Here is a 20,613-nt window from a genome sequence, read left to right on the forward strand (position 1 = left end):
TAAAGAACCAATGGTCGATCCGTTGGTTCTTTTTTGTGTTCAATTACCTTTTAGATGAATAAAATGTGCTCAGAAAGAGGAAGAAATGTTGGATACTAATAATGATAATTATTATCAAAAAGAAATTATAATAATTATTAATTGAAAATTGATCAGAACCTGTTATAATGAGTTACAGACCTATAAAAAGCTTGAAATAGCAGAAAATATAGATGATAAACGGAACGGGCAACGATTGATAATGTGAAAATCATTATCAATTAGAGAGGAGAAAGTAATCATGAATGAGAATACAGTACTTTATCAAACGACAGATCAAAAGGGATCCAACTCGCTCTTTCAAAAATGGGCACAGCACGGAGAATTAATCGCAGCAGGCATTTCGGGGATTCTCATCTTGATTGGATGGTTTCTAAAGGATGAAACGATGTGGAGTATTCCTCTTTTCATTCTTGCTTTTGTTATTGGTGGTTTTGCAAAGGCAAAGGAAGGAATTGAAGAAACCATTTCATCCAAGACATTAAATGTAGAACTTTTAATGATATTTGCTGCGATAGGCTCAGCGATCATTGGCTACTGGGCAGAGGGAGCCATTTTAATTTTTATTTTTTCGCTTAGCGGTGCGCTAGAAACGTATACGTCAAATAAAAGTAAAAAAGACTTAACGGCCTTAATGAGGATCGCTCCAGATGAAGCCACTTTAATTGAAGAAGATGGCACCACCATTCAAATCGCTGCTTCTTCACTTACACCAGGCGACCGTATTTTAATCAAAGCGGGCGAACGAATTGCAGCAGATGGTGTGATCATGAGCGGAAGAACAAGTGTAGACGAATCTGCCTTAACGGGTGAATCGGTGCCTCAGGAAAAAGGGCAAGGGGAAGATGTGTTTGCAGGAACAGTGAATTTAAATGGTTCATTAACAGTAGAAGTAACAAAACATAATGAAGAAACACTTTTTCATAAAATCATTAAGCTTGTGGAATCTGCACAAGAAAGTGTATCGCCAAGCCAAGCATTTATTGAAAAATTTGAAGGTGCATATGTAAAAGGTGTGCTCATCACTGTGGCGATTTTAATGTTCCTGCCTCATTTTGTACTTGGCTGGAGCATGAGTGAAACGTTTTACCGTGCGATGGTGTTTATGGTGGTTGCTTCGCCTTGTGCACTTGTTGCCTCAATTATGCCAGCAGCTCTTTCACTCATCTCAAACGGTGCAAGAAACGGTATGCTTGTAAAAGGAAGTGTCTTTTTAGAAAAACTGGGCACAAGTACGATGATTGCATTTGATAAAACGGGTACGATTACAAGTGGAAAACCAGCTGTTGAAAAAGTGGTCTTGGCAAAAGGGCAGGATGAATCGACCTTTTATCAAGCGCTCTATCAAATTGAAAGTCAGTCAAACCATCCATTAGCTAAAGCCATTTCTGATATGGCAAAAGAGCATCATACAGGGCGGTCAGCCCACTTAACCATTGAAGAAACATCAGGTTTTGGTGTGGAAGCACAATTAAATGAGGACACATGGCGGATTGGGAAGAAAGATTTTGCCGGAAAAGCTTCAATGGATCGTGACATTGAAGAGAATGGTGATGTTCTTTCATCCAAAGGATATACAGTTGTCTATGTTCAAAAAAATCAAGAAGTTGTCGGCTGTCTCGGTTTGAAGGATCAAATCAGACCTGAAGCCAAAAAAATGATTCAGGAGCTGAATGATTTAGGCATCCAAACCGTCATGCTCACAGGGGATCAGCAAAAAACAGCTGAAGCGATTGCAGAGGAAGCAGGCATCCAAACCGTTGTCGCTGAATGTCTTCCAGATGAAAAGGTACACGAAGTCAATCAACTGAAAAAACAAGGTGATTCGATCATTATGGTCGGAGATGGAATCAATGATGCACCTGCACTCGCCACAGCAGATGTTGGCGTCGCAATGGGCGGAGGCACAGATGTTGCTTTAGAAACAGCAGATCTCATTTTAATGAAAAATAACTTAAACAACTTGACAAAGATGATCCGTCTTTCAAGAAAGATGAACCGAATCATTAAACAAAACATCATCTTTTCATTAACTGTTATTTGTTTGTTAATCTGTGCGAATTTCTTACAAGTTCTTGATTTACCTTTTGGTGTCATTGGGCATGAAGGTAGTACGATTTTGGTTATTTTAAACGGACTTCGTTTGCTTCGTGCTTCTTAAGCAAATCACAAAAGCGCACTGGCTTTAGGTCAGTGCGCTTTTGTGCGAAATACAGTGAAAACTGATACAATAGATCAGTAGTCAAACGTGTGAGGAGGATCACGATGAATCGAATGAAAAACTTGTCTTCTTGGCTTAAGAAAAAAGATATTCAAGGTGCATTTATACATACAAAGGAGAATGTATTCTATCTATCTGGATACTTCACAGAGCCGCATGAAAGAGTGATGGGGCTGTTTGTTTTTGAGGAAGCTGATCCATTTTTCATTTTGCCTAAGATGGAAGTTGAGCAAGCAAAAAATGCGGGATGGGCTGGAGATCTCATTGGATATGAAGACCATGAAAACCCCTTTGATTTCATACAAAAGGCACTAGGAAAACGAGGAGTAAAAGCGACTCGCCTAGCGATTGAAAAAGAATCCATTCCTTTGCAAAGAGCAGAGCAGCTTCAAGCTGTCACTGGGGCAGAAACATTTGTCCGGGCAGAAGATGTGCTCAATCAGCTAAGACTAATAAAAGACGAAGCTGAAATTGAAACATTGAAAAAAGCAGCTCAACTGGCAGACGAAGGCGTCAAAATTGGGGTTCATGCCCTAAAAGAAGGGGTGACGGAAACCGAAGTTCTTGCTGTCATCGAATATGAACTGAAGAAAAAAGGCATTCAGGGCATGTCCTTTTCAACCATGGTACTATTCGGAGAAAAATCAGGAGAACCTCATGGAAATCCGGGGCAGGCAGCCTTGAAAAAAGGTGATTTTGTTTTATTTGACCTTGGCGTGATTGTGGATGGCTATTGTTCAGATATTACAAGAACCTTCATCTATCAAGAAGCGTCTGAACAACAAAAGGATATTTACAACACCGTCTTGAAAGCCGAATTGGCAGCACTTGATATGAGCCAGCCGGGTGTGAGAATTGGTGACCTTGACTTAAAAGCAAGAGGGTTGATCGCAGAAGCAGGGTATGGCGAATACTTCCCGCATCGTCTAGGGCATGGACTCGGGGTTTCTGTTCATGAGTTCCCTTCTATGAGTCAAGCAAATGATGACCTTCTAAAAGAAGGGATGGTCTATACGATCGAGCCGGGTATTTATGTACCAGGAGTCGGCGGGGTTAGAATTGAAGACGATGTTCTCATTACAAAAGATGGCCCAGTCACCTTAACCAATTATCCAAAAGAGTTGACGATCATCAAGTAATGAAAAAAATCACGATGAACGTCCAAGTATTGGGAGCGTCATCGTGATTTTTTTGTCACTCTTTGCGATCCTTATCAACAAAAAAATCATCAATTGATTGAAACGGCTTGATTTTATGTTCTTTTCCTAAAGGATGTAGTGCGAATCGAGCAGAAAACAAAATAGTCAAACATAATATGATCCATATGATAATACCCATCTTGAATTCCCCTTTCCACCCAGTGATTTGTTCAGCTCACATACATCTTAAAGTATGAAACGCTTACCATATCAAGAGAAAGTAGGAGAAAAAATGCCTAACATAAGGGATATTGCGAAAAGAGCGGGCGTATCTGTTACCACCGTATCACGAGTGATGAATGATCATCCTTATGTCAAAGAAGAAAAGCGAGAGCGCGTACTTAGTGCGATGAAAGAGCTCAAATATACACGGAATATTCAGGCAGTGCATTTAGCAAAGGGCTATTCCAATATGCTTGGAATTGTACTTCCGACAATTGATCACTCCTATTTCAGCGGAATTGTCACAGGGATTGCAGAGAAAGCACAGGAGTGCGGAATGCATTTTGCCTTGTTTCAAACAGGATATGACCCATTAAAGGAAAAAGAAGCATTAATGAGCTTAAAAGAGCAGCGTGTGGATGGTTTAATCTTTTGCTCAAATGCGTTAAGTGATCGAGACATTTTAAAGTGGCAGGAATCTGGTCCTATTATCTTTTGTCATCCTACTCCGCATGCTCCATGTTCATCGGTATCGATTGCGCATGATCAGGCTTTTAAGGAAGCGCTTGAACACTTAGCGGCATGCGGTCATGAGCGAATCGCAATCGTTCTTGCTAGAACAGAAGGGGAGAATAGCCAAGTTCGCATTCAGACTTATCAAGAAATGATGCGGTCGCTTGGGCAGGACATTGATGATGAATGGGTCATTGAAGGAAAACTGACCATTTTTGATGGCAAGCAATTATTTACAGAATGGAAAGAGATGAAAAATCGTCCGACAGCCTTACTGATTACAAACGATGATGTATCAGCAGGTTTTTTACTAGAAGCACAGCGTCACCACATAAACGTTGGAGAATCACCAGCCATACTTGGCTTTCAAAACGATCAATTGAGTGAAGCATTGGGGATTTCTAGTATAGACATTCCCCTCAAACAAATGGGGCAGGAAGCATTTGACTTGTTCAAGCGAGCATTACAAGGTGAGGCACCAGAAAAAAGAGTGCTGTCATATCGACTCGTTGAGCGCACAACGACTATTTTGAAAAACAATCGTTGACGCACGTTTCATCTGTTTTGTACGATAAGAAGGATTGAATAAGAAGGAGGTGGGGATGTTCATGGAATCCTTCACCGTTGATAAAGCGTTAAATAATAATGTCATCATCGCAAAACACCCTTCTTTAGGCGAAGTGGTCCTGATTGATAAAGGGATCGGCTTTGGGAAAAAATCGGGTGACGTTCTCGATCAAGCGGCATTTGAGAAAATGTTTGTGTTAAAGAATACAAAAGAGCAAACAGAATACAAACAATTGCTGCACCACATTAATGAGGACATGATTGAGCTTGCCAATGACGTCATTTATCATATACGAGAAAAAATGGGTCATCGTTTAAATGAGCATATTCATATTGCACTGACAGATCATATTGCCTTTAGTTTTAAACGAGTTAAGCAAGGCTATGATATCACCAATCCTTTTATGCTTGAAACGAAATCCTTATACCCGAAAGAATACGAGGTCGCAAAGGAAGTCGTGGAACTGATAAATGCGCGGCCAGATGTTGAAACGAAGCTGCCCGAAGGAGAGATTGGCTTTATTGCGCTCCACATTCACTCTGCTTTAACGAACCGGCCTTTATCCGAGGTCAACCGTCATTCGCAGCTTATGACACAAATGGTCCAAGTCATAGAAGATGCATTTCATATGAAAGTAGATAGAGAAAGTATTCATTATTTACGCTTACTGCGCCATATTACGTTTTCGATTGAACGTATAAAACGGGAAGAATCATTAGAGGAGCCAGAAAAGTTGCTTCATCTATTGAAAAATGAATATCCTTTATGCTACAATACTGCTTGGAAAATGATCAAAATTTTGCAACATGCATTGAAAAAGCCTGTACAAGATGCCGAAGCTGTCTATTTGACACTTCACCTGTACAGATTGACGAATAAAATTTCATAGTTTCCTTGAAACGTGTAACTGATTCGATCAGGCATGAGTGAGTTAAGGTAAATACAGGATAAGATCCTGTTATTTGCGCAACCTTATATCACCATGCCTTTTTTGTGTTCTGAAAGTGAAATGTAAACGGTTAATTATGAAATGTAAGTCAATATGTGATTGAAATGTATGTTGTAAGCGAAAACAAAAGGAGGTTCAACCAGTGTTTAAATCACTTTTTGGTGTGTTGCAAAAAATTGGACGAGCACTTATGCTTCCAGTTGCGATCCTTCCTGCTGCTGGTATTTTACTAGCACTTGGAAATGCGATGCAAAATCCGCAGTTGATTGATGTCGCTCAATTTTTAAGCAATGATACAATTCAGCTTGTTGCTAGTGTTATGGAGAATGCGGGGAATATTGTCTTCTCGAATCTTCCACTCCTATTTGCTGTAGGGGTTGCCATCGGTCTTGCCAATGGAGACGGTGTGGCAGGGATTGCCGCGATCATCGGTTACCTTGTCATGAACGTGACGATGAGTGCCGTATTAATGGCCAACGGTTCCATTCCATCCGATTCAATCAAATTGGCTAAGTTCTTTAAGGAAAGTCATCCAGCATATGTGAATATGCTCGGCATACCGACCTTGTCTACCGGCGTGTTTGGCGGGATTATTGTCGGGGTATTAGCGGCTTATATGTTTAATAAATTTTACAAAATTGAGCTCCCGCAATATCTTGGCTTCTTTGCTGGTAAGCGTTTTGTTCCAATCGTTACGTCGATTTCAGCACTTATTTTAGGGCTTTTGATGCTCGTCATTTGGCCGCCAATACAAGGTGCATTGAACTCATTTTCAACAGGATTGCTTGCAGCGAATGAGCCGCTAGCTGCCTTTGTATTTGGTGTCATTGAACGCTCATTAATTCCGTTTGGTCTGCACCACATATTCTACGCACCATTCTGGTATGAATTTTTTAGCTATAAGAGCTTATCAGGAGATATTATCCGTGGTGACCAGCGTATTTTCATGGCGCAAATCAAAGATGGTGTTCAGCTGACAGCCGGTACATTCATGACAGGGAAATATCCGTTCATGATGTTTGGACTTCCAGCAGCAGCACTTGCGATTTACCATGAAGCAAAACCTAAGAATAAAAAACTTGTAGCAGGAATTATGGGGTCAGCGGCCCTTACTTCTTTCCTAACAGGGATCACTGAACCGCTTGAATTCTCATTCTTGTTTGTTGCACCGATATTATTTGCGATTCACTGTGTATTTGCTGGATTATCCTTTATGATAATGGATATTCTAAACGTGAAAATCGGGATGACCTTCTCAGGAGGGTTAATCGACTTCTTCCTATTTGGTATCCTGCCGAATAGAACCGCTTGGTGGCTTGTTATTCCAGTCGGTCTCGTACTGGCTGTCATTTACTACTTCGGATTCAGATTTGCGATTCGCAAGTTTAATCTGAAAACGCCAGGACGAGAAGATGAAGCAGCTGACGGTGCAAGCAGCGCTCAATCTGGAAAAGGCGATGACTTACCTTATGAAATTCTTGAAGCAATGGGTGACCAAGAAAACATTAAACACCTAGATGCTTGTATTACGCGTTTACGTGTCACTGTAAATGATCAGAAAAAAGTGGATAAAGACCGCTTGAAAAAGCTTGGCGCTTCAGGTGTCCTTGAAGTCGGGAATAACATCCAGGCCATCTTTGGACCACGCTCTGATAATTTAAAAACACAAATGCAGGACATTATTGCAGGGCGCACACCTCGACCAGCGAAAGACCCTTCTGCAAAAGAAGAAGTTAGCCAGCAGGTTGAAGAAGTCATTGCAAAACCGCTTCAAAACGAACAAGGGGAAGAAATGTTTGCTTCACCAATTACAGGGGAGCTGCATCCAATTACAGATGTGCCAGATCAAGTATTCTCAGGGAAAATGATGGGTGACGGTTTTGCTATCTTGCCAAAAGAGGGAACAGTGGTTTCACCAGTAAGAGGAAAAATCTTAAATGTGTTCCCAACAAAACACGCCATCGGCCTCCAGTCTGATGGTGGACTTGAAATCTTGATTCACTTCGGGATTGATACAGTCAGCCTCAAAGGAGAAGGATTTGAAGCATTTGTACAAGAGGGAGATCAAGTAGAAATCGGTCAAAAACTTTTAGAGGTTGATATTGATAAAATTAAGTCAGAAGTACCATCTTTAATGACACCAATTGTATTTACAAACTTAAGTGAAGGACAATTTATTGACCTTCAAGAATCCGGTGAAATCAAAGCTGGCCAAGAAAACATCATGAAAATTTCAAAATAATTTTCATAACTGCCGTTCTTGTTAGATGACAAGCTCGGCAGTATGATATAATATTGTGGATGTATGAAATGTATAAAAAGGAGATTGATAAAAATGGCTCAACAAACATTCAAAGTAACTGCAGATTCTGGAATTCACGCACGTCCTGCAACAGTTCTTGTACAAACTGCTAGTAAATATGATGCTGATATCAACTTAGAATATAATGGTAAAACAGTGAACCTGAAATCTATTATGGGTGTAATGTCTCTAGGAATTGCGAAAGGTGCTACAATCACAATCTCTGCTTCTGGTTCTGATGAAAATGATGCACTTGCTGCGCTAAAAGACACAATGAAAAGTGAAGGCCTAGGCGAGTAATGCAACAACTGAAAGGAATCGGTGCTTCAGCAGGCGTTGCGATTGCAAAAGCATATCGTCTAGAAGAACCAGATTTAACAGTTCACCAAAAAGACATCAATGATCCAGAGACAGAAGTGAAACGCTTTGAAGAAGCAATTCATGTTTCAAAACAAGAACTTGAAGCAATTAAAGAACATGCGCTAAAAGAACTTGGCCAAGATAAAGCAGATATTTTTTCTGCACACCTTCTTGTGTTAAGTGATCCAGAGCTGCTCAACCCAGTGAAGGATAAAATCACATCGGATAAAGTAAATGCTGAATTTGCTTTAAAAGAAACAGCAACAATGTTTGTTACAATGTTTGAAGCAATGGACAATGAATACATGAAAGAACGTGCAGCGGATATTCGCGACGTTACAAAACGTGTCACTGGTCATTTGCTAGGCGTTGACATTCCAAACCCAAGTATGATTTCTGAAGAAGTCATTATCATTGCTGAAGATTTAACACCTTCTGATACAGCTCAGCTGAACAGACAATTCGTCAAAGGTTTTGCGACAGATATCGGTGGTCGTACTTCTCACTCAGCGATTATGGCAAGATCAATGGAAATCCCAGCAGTTGTTGGAACAAAAGAAGCAACAAAAACGGTGAAAAACAATGATCTGATCATTGTTGATGGTATTAGTGGAGACGTCATCATTCAGCCTTCTGAAGATGAAGTGAAAGCGTATCAAAAAAAGCATGAAGACTACTTAGCTCAAAAAGCGGAATGGGCGAAACTTGTTGACCAACCAACGGTCACAAAAGACGGCGTTCACGTAGAGTTAGCTGCGAATATTGGAACACCTGAAGATGTGAAAGGTGTACTTGAAAATGGCGGCGAAGCAGTTGGATTGTACCGTACTGAATTTTTATACATGGGCAGAGAGCAGCTTCCTACAGAAGAAGAGCAGTTCGATGCGTATAAAACCGTTTTAGAGAAGATGGAAGGCAAAGCAGTGGTTGTCCGCACACTAGATATTGGTGGCGATAAAGAACTTCCTTACTTGCAGCTTCCAAAAGAAATGAACCCGTTCCTTGGCTATAGAGCGATCCGCCTTTGCCTTGAAGAGCAGGAGATTTTCAGAACACAGCTACGCGCGTTACTTCGTGCAAGTACATATGGAAACTTGAAAATCATGTTCCCTATGATCGCGACGTTATCAGAATTTAGAGAAGCAAAAGCTATTTTACTTGAAGAAAAAGAAGCATTGGTTGCTGCTGGTACAGAAGTATCTGATTCCATTGAAATCGGAATGATGGTAGAAATTCCATCAACAGCTGTTATCGCAGATCAATTTGCAAAAGAAGTAGATTTCTTCAGTATCGGAACAAATGATTTGATTCAATACACAATGGCTGCTGATCGAATGAACGAACGAGTGTCTTATCTTTACCAGCCATACAATCCAGCTATTTTACGCCTCATAACGCTTGTGATTGAAGCAGCGCATAAAGAAGGTAAATGGGTTGGCATGTGCGGTGAGATGGCAGGAGATGAAATCGCAATCCCGCTCCTACTTGGATTAGGATTAGATGAATTTTCAATGAGCGCAACATCGATTCTTCCAGCAAGAACGCAGTTAAGCAAGCTTTCTAAGGAAGAAGCTGCATCATTTAAAGAGCATATCTTATCACTGAGTACAACTGAAGAAGTGGTTGATTTCGTGAAAAAAACGTTTCAACATAACTAGGTGATGTAAACCAGACAGGTCAAACTGTCTGGTTTTTTTGTCGAATTTTATCATAATCAGTCATATCGCTTGCAGAGAAGGGCATCCTAAAATAAAAAAAATGGAGGTGACCAGTTTGTCTTTCTCTAACTATAAGCCGGGTGATCAAGTATATGTCATTTATCGAAATCCACATGCAGCCAATGTCGCACAAATTAAAGAAGCGGAAATCGTTTCACACCCTTACAATGAGCAAGAGCTTGCGCTATTTCTACTTGAAACATATCACCCATTAGCCCCTGATGATGCCGTATTTCCAACATACGAAGAAGCAGAAGCCCTTTATCAAGATCTGTTTGAATAAGGGAGATTTTAGAAAGGATAGAAGCCATCCTGAGAGGTTAAAGTAACGATATGAACCTATAAGGTAAGGATGTGCTAATTATGATCAAACCGTTCGTTCCCCAGCTTGTGTATATTGAACCTCGGGCGCTAGAGTACCCATTAGGACAAGAGCTGAAAGAAAAGTTTGAAGGCATGGGAATTGAAATTAGAGAAACAACCTCACACAACCAAGTGAGAAATATTCCGGGGAAAAATGATTTGCAAAAGTACCGTAATGCAAAGTCGACGCTCGTTATCGGCGTGAGAAAAACCTTAAAATTTGATACATCTAAACCATCTGCAGAGTATGCCATTCCGTTTGCGACAGGATGCATGGGGCATTGCCATTATTGCTACCTGCAAACGACTATGGGGAGTAAGCCGTACATTCGCACATATGTCAATGTAGAAGAGATCTTAGATCAGGCTGAACAGTACATGAACGAGCGTGCGCCTGATATCACGCGATTTGAAGCCTCGTGTACATCTGATATCGTTGGAATTGACCATTTGACTCACACACTCAAACGAGCGATTGAATACTTTGGTCAAACCGATCTTGGCAAACTACGCTTTGTTACGAAATTTCATCATGTAGACCATTTGTTAGATGCAAAACACAATGGACGAACAAGATTCCGTTTTAGTATCAATGCCGATTATGTCATTAAATATTTCGAACCTGGAACATCACCACTCGATCAGCGGATTGAAGCGGCTGTAAAGGTAGCAAAAGCAGGCTATCCACTGGGCTTTATTATTGCCCCTATTTACATTCATGAAGGGTGGCAAGAGGGCTATAAAGTCCTATTTGAAAAACTCGATGCAGCTCTTCCTGAAGAAGTGAGACAAGATATCACCTTTGAAATGATTCAGCACCGTTTTACAAAACCGGCGAAGCGTGTCATCCAAAAAAACTATCCAAAAACAAAACTAGAACTAGATGAAGAAAAGAGAAGATATAAGTGGGGTAGATACGGAATTGGAAAATATATCTATCAAAAAGATGAAGAACAAGAACTTAGACAGACATTAGAATCATATATCGAACAGTACTTTCCGTATGCAAAAATTGAATATTTTACTTAAAACAAGTCATTATGGCTTGTTTTTTCTATTTAAATTTTCTTACAACTATTGAATGCGGTACCAATTTTGCCGATATACACATTAAGATGCGAAAGTAGGATGTAGGGGTGATGAGATGTTTAAGAAACTTCAAGTGAGAATAGCTGTTTTCATCTCAGTTATTTTAATTTTAACCGTTGTCGCAGTTCAAGTGGGTTCCAATTTAGTATTAAGACCACTGATTGAACGAGATGCGAAAACAACGACAGCAGCAACGGCAGAAAGCATGAGAGACATCATAGCACTAAAGCTTGAGAATTACGGTGATACGATTAACAAATTGGCAACAAGTACACTTACTGAAGATTTTGCACAGAAACAAACAAAGCAGACATTGGCATTTGAAAACGATGAATTAAAAGGATTGCAGGAGCAGGATGAACTCATCTCGCTTGCCTATATAGGAACAAGTGATGGTAAAATGTTCGCTTTCCCGGAGTCCGATTTTGGTGAAGGGTATGATCCGTCTAAACGAGACTGGTATATTCAAGCAGCTGAAAAGCCTGACGAAGTCCTATGGACAGATCCGTACATTGATAAAGCAACAAATGAAATGGTCGTTTCAGCCACGAAGGCGATCGTACGAAACGGGAAAGTAGTCGGTGTCGCTGGACTTGACTTGAAACTGGCTTCCATTCAGTCTTATATAAAAGAACAAAAGATTCCTTATATGGGAACGGCTTTCTTAGTTGACGGCACAGGGACCATTTTGGCACATCCAACAGAGCAAGGAAAAAATATCTCAAAAGTCGCTTCTGTGAAAAAAGCGATCGACAACTCGGGTATTGATGATGACAAACAGCTGACCGTCATCTCAAAAATTAAAGAGGCAAACTGGACGATTGGTGTGAGCTTCGAGAAAAAGAAACTTCTTTGGATCACTGAACAAATGAATCAGACAAGTATCATTATTTCTGTCATTGCCATTATACTTGCCATGATTCTAAGCTACTTATTGGCTAGAAGCATTACAACACCAATTAAACGCCTCATCGAGCATGTTCGTAAAGTGTCTGAAGGCGATTTAACCAGCTCGCTTGAGTCGAAGTCTCAGGATGAGATAGGTTTCCTTACGAAAAGCTTTAATCAAATGACTGAAGGTATCAGGGATTTAATTGAAAAAGTGAAAGAGTCTTCAGATCAGGTTGTGAAATCAACGGATGAAGTGACACAAATTTCAAACGAGACCTTGCTATCTAGTGAACAGATTGCAACGGCTATTCAAGAGGTCGCTGTAGGAGCGACGAAACAGGCATCAGAAGCGGAAACCATTAATGAAAAATCAGAGCATTTGTATGAAAAAGTTCGTCATATGGGTGAGCTTGCCACGCAAATGCAAACCAACTCAAAATCATCGGAAGATGCAAGCTATAGAGGGCTTGATGCTCTTGGTCTGCTCGTCCAAAAATCAACACAAGCGAATGAAGAATCGAAGAAGGTAGAGCAAATGCTGCTTGACCTTGAGCATAAAACGAAAAATATTGAAAACGTCGTAACAGCGATCTCTGAAATCTCAGATCAAACGAATTTACTCGCACTGAATGCAAGTATTGAAGCAGCGAGAGCAGGAGAAAGCGGAAGAGGATTTGCTGTTGTTGCAGAAGAAGTCAGAAAGCTGGCTGAACAATCTGCGGAATCAACGAAACATATTAGTGAAACCGTAAAACTCATTCAAGATGAATCGAAAAAGGCAGCTGAAGCGATGACAGCAGCAAGCAAAATGAATGAAGAACAAGGTGATGCCATCAATTCAACAGGAGAGGCACTCAGCAGTATCACAATGGAAATGCAGGCACTTGTCGGCTCCATTGACAGCATTCATACACAAATCAATGAAATGACTGAAGAACAGCAGAAAATGAATGATTCCATTCAAAGTATTGCGGCCATTTCACAAGAATCCGCAGCTTCAGCTGAGGAAGTACATGCTTCGACAGACGAACAAGTACAAGCTTTAGAAAGAACGAAAACTTCAACAGAAATGTTGAACGAATCAAGTCAGGCACTGCGTCAGGCAGTCAATCGGTTTAAACTATAATCTTGCAGAAAAGAACCTTGCCATGTGAGCAAGGTTCTTTTTGTATGATAAAATATGAACAGAGGAGGGTGCCAACATGCATGTTAATCTATCTGGAAAAAAAGCATTGGTCGCTGCAAGCAGTCAAGGTATCGGTAAAGCCATTGCCTTTCATCTTGCAAAAGAGGGAGCAGATGTGATGCTCTCGGGAAGACATGAGCACACGCTGCAAGAAGCGGTCAAAGAATTATCCCCGCTTGTAAAAGGGAACCTGACGTATCAAGTATGTGATGTATCTGACGCCGAGCAAATTAAAGCGCTTGTCGTCGCAGCAGCAGGTGATGAAAAACGTCTTGATATACTAGTGAACAATACAGGCGGTCCTCAAACAGGAACACTTGAAACCTTAACGGATGAAGATTGGATGGAATCATTTCAGCTTCATTTACTCAGCTATATTCGGTTATTAAAAGAAGCCTTGCCGTATTTAAAAAAACAAGGTGCACGAGTGTTAAATATTGCATCTATGTCGGTCAAAGAACCGATCCCAGGCTTGATGCTGTCGAATACATTTAGACCGGCCATTACCGGCTGGACAAAAACAGCTGCCCAGGAGCTTGCCAAAGATGGCATTTTGATCAATACCTTAGCCCCGGGGAAAATTGAAACAGAGCGTGTGAAACAGTTGGACAAACACCGTGCACATGAGGAGCAACAATCGGTTGAAGAGATCAAAGCACAAGCTGAACGTATGATTCCGCTGGGCCGTTACGGACAGCCAGAGGAATTTGCAGCATATGCGGCTTTTCTTTTATCTGAAGCCAATACATATATGACAGGTCAAACCCTCATCATTGATGGTGGATTGACAAAGTCTCTATAAGGAGGAATTCTTGATGGCACAAATCAAAACAGTTGGTTTTATTGGAATCGGTGTAATGGGACGTAGTATGGCAGGGCATTTAATGGATGCTGGCTACGAAGTTCTCGTTTATACAAGAACAAAAGCAAAGGCAGACACATTGGTTCAAAAAGGTGCTCTTTGGAAATCGACCGTAAAGGAGATCGCAAAGGAGGCAGATGCCGTCATCACAATGGTCGGGTATCCATCAGATGTAGAAGAAGTCTATTTAGGAGAAGATGGACTCGTGGCACATGCTGCGCCTGGTACATACCTCATTGATATGACCACATCGAAACCTCAGCTGGCAAAAGAAATTGAATCGAAAGCGAAGGGAAAAGGACTATTTGCATTAGATGCGCCGGTCTCTGGCGGAGACGTTGGAGCCCAAAACGGCACGCTGGCCATCATGATTGGTGGAGAAAAAGCGGCCTATGAAGCGTGCCTGCCGCTATTTCAGCAAATGGGAGAAAATATTCAATATCAAGGACCTGCAGGAAGTGGTCAGCATACAAAAATGTGTAACCAAATTGCTATCGCAGCAGGGATGGTAGGTGTGGCTGAGGCAATGGCCTATGCCGAAAAATCAGGACTTGATCCAGAGCAGGTACTTAAAAGCATCACAACAGGAGCAGCCGGCAGCTGGTCTTTGTCAAACCTTGCACCAAGAATGCTGAAAGGTGATTTCGAGCCAGGATTTTATGTGAAGCATTTTATTAAGGATATGGGCATTGCACTTGAAGAGGCAGAGCTGATGGGAGAAGAGATGCCAGGCCTTTCACTAGCGAAGTCATTATATGAAAAGCTCAGCGAACAGGGCGAAGAAAACAGCGGAACACAAAGCATCTATAAATTATGGGTGAAATAAAAAAACTGCCCCGCCTAGGTGGAACAGTTTGTAGCGTGTAAACAAGCCCTCACATTGCTGAAAAAAGAAGACAAACTAAAAACCTGTCCCAAATAGAGACAGGTTTTTTTGATCTTATTTTCCGATGAATTGCTGCGTCCAGTAGTTACCAGATTTCACATAACCTACACCGATATGTGTATAGTTTTTGTTTAAAATGTTCGCTCTGTGACCTTCACTGTTCATCCAAGCTGTTACTACTTCTTGAGGTGATCTTTGACCTTGCGCAATGTTTTCACCTGCTGTTTTGTACGTGATACCAAATTGCTTCATTTGATCAAATGGAGATCCGTAAGTTGGGCTTGTATGAGAGAAATAGTTTTTATCTTTCATATCTTGTGATTTAGCGCGAGCAGATTTGCTTAATTTAGAATCAACAGAAAGAGCTTTTAAGCCTTGTTTTGCACGCTCTTTATTTGTCAGTTCAACTACTTCTTGTTCAAATGCATTTAAGCTGCTGTCTGCTTTTGTTGCAGTTGTGTCTTTTTGATCAGATTTTGAACTGTTGTTCGTTGTGTTTTCTTTTGCTGGTGTGCTTGGTTTAGAAGCAGCTGGTTTTTTCACTGATTCTTGTTTTTGCTCATTTTTTGCTTTGTTTACTTCTTTCACCACTTTTGTTCCAGTAACAGGTTGACCACTTTTGATCAGCTTGTTTAATAGAGCTTCGATCTCTTTTTGGTTTGATGTGCTTAGCTTGTTTACATCTGAAGAGATATGTAATTTTGCTGCTAATGTATGAAGATCAATGGCTTGATGCTGTACGTTTATGACTTGTTTCAGGTTAAGCTCTTTCGCATCAGCTGAATGCCCTCCAGTGAACGTGATCAATGCAGCAGCTGTCAGCGCTGAAAAAATGAATGATTTCTTTTTCATTTTGTAACTCCTCCTAAAATCTTTGTTTTGTTTTCTCACAGAAAATCATAACATGGACTTTTTGTTATAAACGTACCAGCATCCTCCATTGACAACGCCCATTTGTCATTTTTGTTAAAGTCATAGAAAGAGTCTCCTTATATCAATGAATGGAGAATCTTTCTATTTAAAGAAAACGACATAAACATACCAATATTTTAAAGTGTTAGTATATTTTTTTGCAGAATAGGGATTGACAGCTTTTTTTCACTTGTTTCGCTGTAACAACTATTACAAAAGTGTTACAATAATGAGTGGTAATTGTAAAAGATTGAAAGGATGAGAGGAGCTACATAAGTGGGAGAGAAACAGCATCAAGGTGCTGCCGAGCAGAAAAAAATGAAGCGCCGGAACGCCTGGAGAATTAATCTCTTTTTCTTCGCTGTATTTAGTTTATTTGCTGGACTTGTCATCAAGCTCGGTGTGCTGCAAATCGTCAATGGTGAGGATTATAAAAAGCAAGCCAACCGAACTGAGGTCAAAACAGCATCATACCCGTCTCCAAGAGGAAAAATGTATGACGCGAGAGGAAGAGTCGTTGTTGATAACGAAAGTGTACCTGCCATCGTTTATACATCAGAAAGCGGTGTGAAAGCGGAGGATAAGATTAAAGTAGCAAGAAAACTTGCGACTTATATAAAAATGGATACAGATTTTTTGAGAGAGCGTGACATTCGAGATTTTTGGCTGGCCAGCCATCCGAAAGAAGCGGATAAGCTCATTTCAAAAGCAGAGCAAAAGAATCTTAAAGCAAAAGATGTCTATCCTCTTCAAGTAGAGCGTGTGCCTAAGAAAGAAATCAAGGCGATCGAAAAAGATGCAGAGGAAAAAGCAGTTGCAGCGATCTATCGTAGGTTTACAGGCGGATATGCCTTTGAACCTCAAATCGTGAAAGCAATGGACCCGAACGAAGAGAAAAAAGGGGACGAAAAAGTTGCGTTGCTTGATGAAACAAAAGAATCAAAACAGACATCATCCGTAAGTTTGACATACGAAGAGATCTCACTTGTATCAGAGCATCTTGATGAACTGCCTGGTGTAAATGTCATCAATGACTGGACAAGGAAATATCCGTATGAAAAAACCCTCTATAATGTCCTTGGTGGTGTCACTACTCCAGAGCAAGGCATTATAAAAGAGCGTGAAGATTACTATATGGCAAGAGGTTACTCGAGAAATGACCGAGTAGGAAAAAGTTATTTAGAATATCAATATGAAGATTTTCTCAATCCAGAAAAAGCAACTGTTCAATATACACAGGTCGGCGGCAAACTGCTTGATGAAATCAAGCGGACAGAAGGACGAAGAGGACTTGACCTTGCACTCACATTTGATATGGAGCTGCAAAAGGAAGTCGACAAAATCGTTGAATCAGAGCTAAGATCCGCTAGTGCAAGAAACTATATGATGGACCGTGCCTTTGTTGTGATGATGGACCCTAACACAGGTGATGTTCTCGCGATGTCAGGGAAGAAAATGGACGGCAGGGACGTCACAGATTATGCGATCGGAACATTTACGACACAGTATGAAATGGGCTCTGTTGTCAAAGGAGCTACTGTCCTATCTGGTTATCAAGATGGCATGTCACACAACCAATCCTATATGGATACACCGCTGTATTTTGCGGGAAGTGGAGGAAAGCCGAAACAGTCTTACAAAGTTCTTGGATGGGTTAACGACCTTCAGGCACTCCAAAAAAGTTCCAACGTTTACATGTTCCAAGTGGCGATGAGAATGGCAGGGATTACCTATCAAAAAGATGGCCCGTTACCGGCAAGACCTGAACACTTACAAAAAATGAGAAACTACTATGCTCAATTCGGTCTTGGCGTAAAAACAGGCATCGATTTGCCGCAGGAATCAAGCGGAATGCAGACGCACCCTAAGACAGTCGGCGGACTCTTACTTGATGAAGCGATTGGCCAGTATGACACGTATACACCACTTCAAGTCGCACAATACATGTCGACCATCGCAAATGGAGGTAACCGTATTCAGCCAAGAGTGGTGAAAAGTGTTCACTTCCCAACGAATAAGGAAGAAGTAGGTCCTGTTGTGAAGAAATATGAGCCGAAGGTGCTGAACACCATTAACAACTCGAAAGCAGATATTGACCGTGTCAAAATGGGACTAAAAATGGTCACATCAACAGGCGGGACTGCCGCTGGCCGGTTCGGTCAGCATGATGTCGCAGGGAAAACGGGTACAGCCCAAACCTTCTACTATGGTGCCAACCGGAGCTGGTGGGGGAATGCCACGTACAATTTAACCTTTGGAGGATATTATCCTTCTTCCAATCCGAAAGTGGCATTTAGTGTCGTCACACCGTATGTATCAGATAAAGATCCTGTCATTAAAACCATTCCAAGTAAAATTGTTGATAAGTACGTTGAATTACAAAAGAAATATGAAAAGCAATAAACAGCAGGGAGCACAGCAAGAGAAAGTGCTCCCTTTTTGCTGAAAATATGGACGTTTCACACGAGATTGGGAGGAAAATACGGTTTTTCTAGCGAATCCTTTTTATACATCAAACTAAGGACAACCCTAAAAAAATTAAAGGAGGGTCGGACGACGATGGAACAAAAAATGAAAGATTCGAATCAGCTGTACTCGAATATTGATTTACATGCCGTTCTTTCTTCTAATGGCCGCTTTCTCTACATTTCTTCCAATTGTAAGCAGCTTTTGCTCTATGAACAAAAGGATTTACTAGGGTGTTTTTTGAAAGACTTTGTTCATACCGAAGATCAATTTCTCGTCGAAAGTTATTTCTATAATCAGCACATGCTAGAGATTTGCCACTTTAGACTGCTTAGAAGTGATCTTACAGCTGTATGGGTAGAAGCAAGCATTGATTTTGTAGCTTGTGATGGGTTAGACAACGATTTAAGTAGAGAAATGATCCTGAAAATGAGGGTAATGAATACAGAGCCTCAAAAAGCAGCATTTCAACCAACAGAAATGTCAGAACAGTCGTTAGGCAGTCTACCGGCTTTCCAAGATGTCAGTGAAGCTGAAAATCTGATTGCCATGCTGCCAAATCCGTTATGTATTACGGCGCTTGGGAAAATTGTGTATGCCAACGATGCGATGCTGCAATTAATGGGTGTATGTACAAAAGATGAAATGATCGGCAAGTCTGCGTTTGATTTTATTGCCGAGGAGTATCATGACATTGTGAGAAGCCGAATCAAAAGACTGCAGCAAGGCCTTCCAGTCGGAATGATTGAACAAATATGGAAAAGGAAAGACGGGAGCATGATTCATATTGAAGTGAAGTCATCTCCGGCAATTTATCAAAATCAACGGGCAGAACTTTTACTATTAGTGGACATCTCTTCCCGTAAGAAATTTCAAACCGTTCTTCAGAAAAGCAGAGAGCGGTATCAGCTGCTTATCCAAAATTCTATTGATACCATTGCCGTCATCCACGATCATAAATGGGTATTTATGAATGAATCAGGTATTAAATTATTTGAAGCCGAACATTACGATAAATTAATCGGAAAAGATATCTTTCATCAAATCCATTCATGTGATCAGCAAAAAGTCAAAAAGAGCATATCACGTATTATCGAAAGAGCATCAGATTCTGAGATTGTGACGATGAGCTGCCATACGTTTAAACACCGGTTGATTTATACAGAAATGGTTTGTATCCCTACCACATTTTTTGGTGAAACAGCCGTTCAAATTATTTTAAGAGATATATCTGAACGAAAACAGACAGAAGAACTCATGCTGCGCTCTGAAAAATTATCAATCGCAGGTCAATTGGCAGCAGGCATTGCACATGAAATAAGGAATCCACTGACGGCGATTAAGGGCTTTTTACAGCTCATTAAACCAAAAACAAAAGACCGTGATCAATATTTTGAAATTGTCTTCTCTGAGCTGAGCCGGATTGAAATCATCTTAAGTGAGCTACTAATGCTTGCAAAGCCGCAGCAAACGGCATCCATGCAGACGCTTGATTTGAAAAAAATCATTAGCGAAGTCACCGCTCTGCTAGAAACACAGGCCAACTTAAATGGAATTTTGATGAACACAAGTGATATTGAGGAGGATCTCCTGATGAATGGGGATCAAAACCAGCTGAAGCAGGTGTTTATCAATTTAATCAAAAATGCCGTCGAATCCATGCCAGACGGAGGGAAGGTAGACATTACCGCCAAAGCCGAAAAAGAAGGGATACTTGTCACGATTAGAGATGAAGGAATTGGTATTCCTGAATCGGTCATGAAGCGGATCGGTGAACCTTTTTTAACGACAAAAGAAAAGGGAACAGGGCTTGGGCTCATGGTGACATTTAATATTTTAGAAAATCACAACGGAACCATCCGGGTAGATAGCCACCCAGAGAAAGGGACTGTGTTTCACATCATGTTTCCCGCAAAATAAAAACAAC

General features: G+C 40.8%; 15 protein-coding genes and 1 pseudogene. 15 read left to right on the top strand and 1 reads right to left on the bottom strand.

Annotated elements, in window-relative coordinates; translation table 11 throughout:
- The first annotated feature begins 280 nt into the window (after positions 1 to 280).
- The 13 genes and pseudogenes from ACTJJD_RS04595 to ACTJJD_RS04655 all read left to right on the top strand — a co-directional run bounded on the left by ACTJJD_RS04595 (position 281) and on the right by ACTJJD_RS04655 (position 15,248).
- Complete coding sequence (locus ACTJJD_RS04595; RefSeq protein ID WP_440608146.1) at positions 281 to 2,200, top strand: heavy metal translocating P-type ATPase; 1,920 nt, start codon at positions 281 to 283, stop codon at positions 2,198 to 2,200.
- A 104-nt stretch (positions 2,201 to 2,304) separates the two neighbouring features.
- Positions 2,305 to 3,399, top strand: a complete 1,095-nt coding sequence (locus ACTJJD_RS04600) for a M24 family metallopeptidase (RefSeq protein WP_440608147.1) — start codon at positions 2,305 to 2,307, stop codon at positions 3,397 to 3,399.
- 292 nt (positions 3,400 to 3,691) lie between these two features.
- Positions 3,692 to 4,681 carry a LacI family DNA-binding transcriptional regulator gene (locus ACTJJD_RS04605; protein ID WP_440608148.1) on the top strand — a complete coding sequence of 330 codons (990 nt, stop codon included), beginning with the start codon at positions 3,692 to 3,694 and terminating at the stop codon, positions 4,679 to 4,681.
- A gap of 55 nt (positions 4,682 to 4,736) precedes the next feature.
- Complete coding sequence (glcT, locus tag ACTJJD_RS04610) at positions 4,737 to 5,591, top strand: glucose PTS transporter transcription antiterminator GlcT (RefSeq protein WP_017359435.1); 855 nt, start codon at positions 4,737 to 4,739, stop codon at positions 5,589 to 5,591.
- 202 nt (positions 5,592 to 5,793) lie between these two features.
- Positions 5,794 to 7,893, top strand: coding sequence for a glucose-specific PTS transporter subunit IIBC (gene ptsG / locus ACTJJD_RS04615; RefSeq protein ID WP_017359434.1), 2,100 nt, complete (start codon positions 5,794 to 5,796; stop codon positions 7,891 to 7,893).
- A gap of 93 nt (positions 7,894 to 7,986) precedes the next feature.
- Positions 7,987 to 8,253 carry a phosphocarrier protein HPr gene (locus ACTJJD_RS04620; protein WP_003211078.1) on the top strand — a complete coding sequence of 89 codons (267 nt, stop codon included), beginning with the start codon at positions 7,987 to 7,989 and terminating at the stop codon, positions 8,251 to 8,253.
- Positions 8,253 to 9,971, top strand: coding sequence for a phosphoenolpyruvate--protein phosphotransferase (ptsP, locus tag ACTJJD_RS04625; protein WP_052320863.1), 1,719 nt, complete (start codon positions 8,253 to 8,255; stop codon positions 9,969 to 9,971). Before ACTJJD_RS04620 ends, ptsP begins: the two co-directional genes overlap by 1 nt.
- A gap of 100 nt (positions 9,972 to 10,071) precedes the next feature.
- Positions 10,072 to 10,314, top strand: coding sequence for a transcriptional regulator SplA domain-containing protein (locus ACTJJD_RS04630; RefSeq protein ID WP_034646394.1), 243 nt, complete (start codon positions 10,072 to 10,074; stop codon positions 10,312 to 10,314).
- An 80-nt stretch (positions 10,315 to 10,394) separates the two neighbouring features.
- The gene (gene splB, locus ACTJJD_RS04635; protein ID WP_440608149.1) at positions 10,395 to 11,423 is read left to right on the top strand and encodes a spore photoproduct lyase; all 1,029 of its coding nucleotides are present in this window, start codon (positions 10,395 to 10,397) and stop codon (positions 11,421 to 11,423) included.
- Positions 11,424 to 11,538: 115 nt separating this feature from the next.
- Positions 11,539 to 12,561, top strand: a pseudogene (locus tag ACTJJD_RS04640) (cache domain-containing protein); the annotation flags it as partial.
- Positions 12,553 to 13,500: a methyl-accepting chemotaxis protein gene (locus ACTJJD_RS04645; RefSeq protein WP_370529227.1), complete on the top strand. Its 948-nt coding sequence runs from the start codon at positions 12,553 to 12,555 to the stop codon at positions 13,498 to 13,500. The pseudogene ACTJJD_RS04640 and the gene ACTJJD_RS04645, both read left to right, overlap by 9 nt.
- A 76-nt stretch (positions 13,501 to 13,576) precedes the next feature.
- The gene (locus ACTJJD_RS04650; RefSeq protein ID WP_249670235.1) at positions 13,577 to 14,362 is read left to right on the top strand and encodes an SDR family oxidoreductase; all 786 of its coding nucleotides are present in this window, start codon (positions 13,577 to 13,579) and stop codon (positions 14,360 to 14,362) included.
- A gap of 13 nt (positions 14,363 to 14,375) precedes the next feature.
- Complete coding sequence (locus ACTJJD_RS04655) at positions 14,376 to 15,248, top strand: NAD(P)-dependent oxidoreductase (protein WP_272511448.1); 873 nt, start codon at positions 14,376 to 14,378, stop codon at positions 15,246 to 15,248.
- Between the two features lie 114 nt (positions 15,249 to 15,362).
- On the opposite strand, the gene ACTJJD_RS04660 is transcribed toward ACTJJD_RS04655, so the two are convergent.
- Positions 15,363 to 16,160, bottom strand: coding sequence for a CAP domain-containing protein (locus ACTJJD_RS04660; RefSeq protein ID WP_007498701.1), 798 nt, complete (start codon positions 16,158 to 16,160; stop codon positions 15,363 to 15,365).
- A gap of 336 nt (positions 16,161 to 16,496) precedes the next feature.
- On the opposite strand from ACTJJD_RS04660, the gene ACTJJD_RS04665 reads away from it, so the two are divergent.
- The gene (locus ACTJJD_RS04665; RefSeq protein ID WP_045035143.1) at positions 16,497 to 18,623 is read left to right on the top strand and encodes a peptidoglycan D,D-transpeptidase FtsI family protein; all 2,127 of its coding nucleotides are present in this window, start codon (positions 16,497 to 16,499) and stop codon (positions 18,621 to 18,623) included.
- A 156-nt stretch (positions 18,624 to 18,779) separates the two neighbouring features.
- Entirely contained in the window at positions 18,780 to 20,606 is a 1,827-nt protein-coding gene (locus tag ACTJJD_RS04670) for a PAS domain S-box protein (RefSeq protein WP_440599990.1), read from the top strand.
- The last annotated feature ends 7 nt before the right edge of the window (positions 20,607 to 20,613 follow it).

It is taken from the genome of Bacillus sp. 22446, assembly GCF_052044955.1.
Classification (GTDB): Bacteria; Bacillota; Bacilli; order Bacillales; family Bacillaceae; genus Bacillus; species Bacillus altitudinis.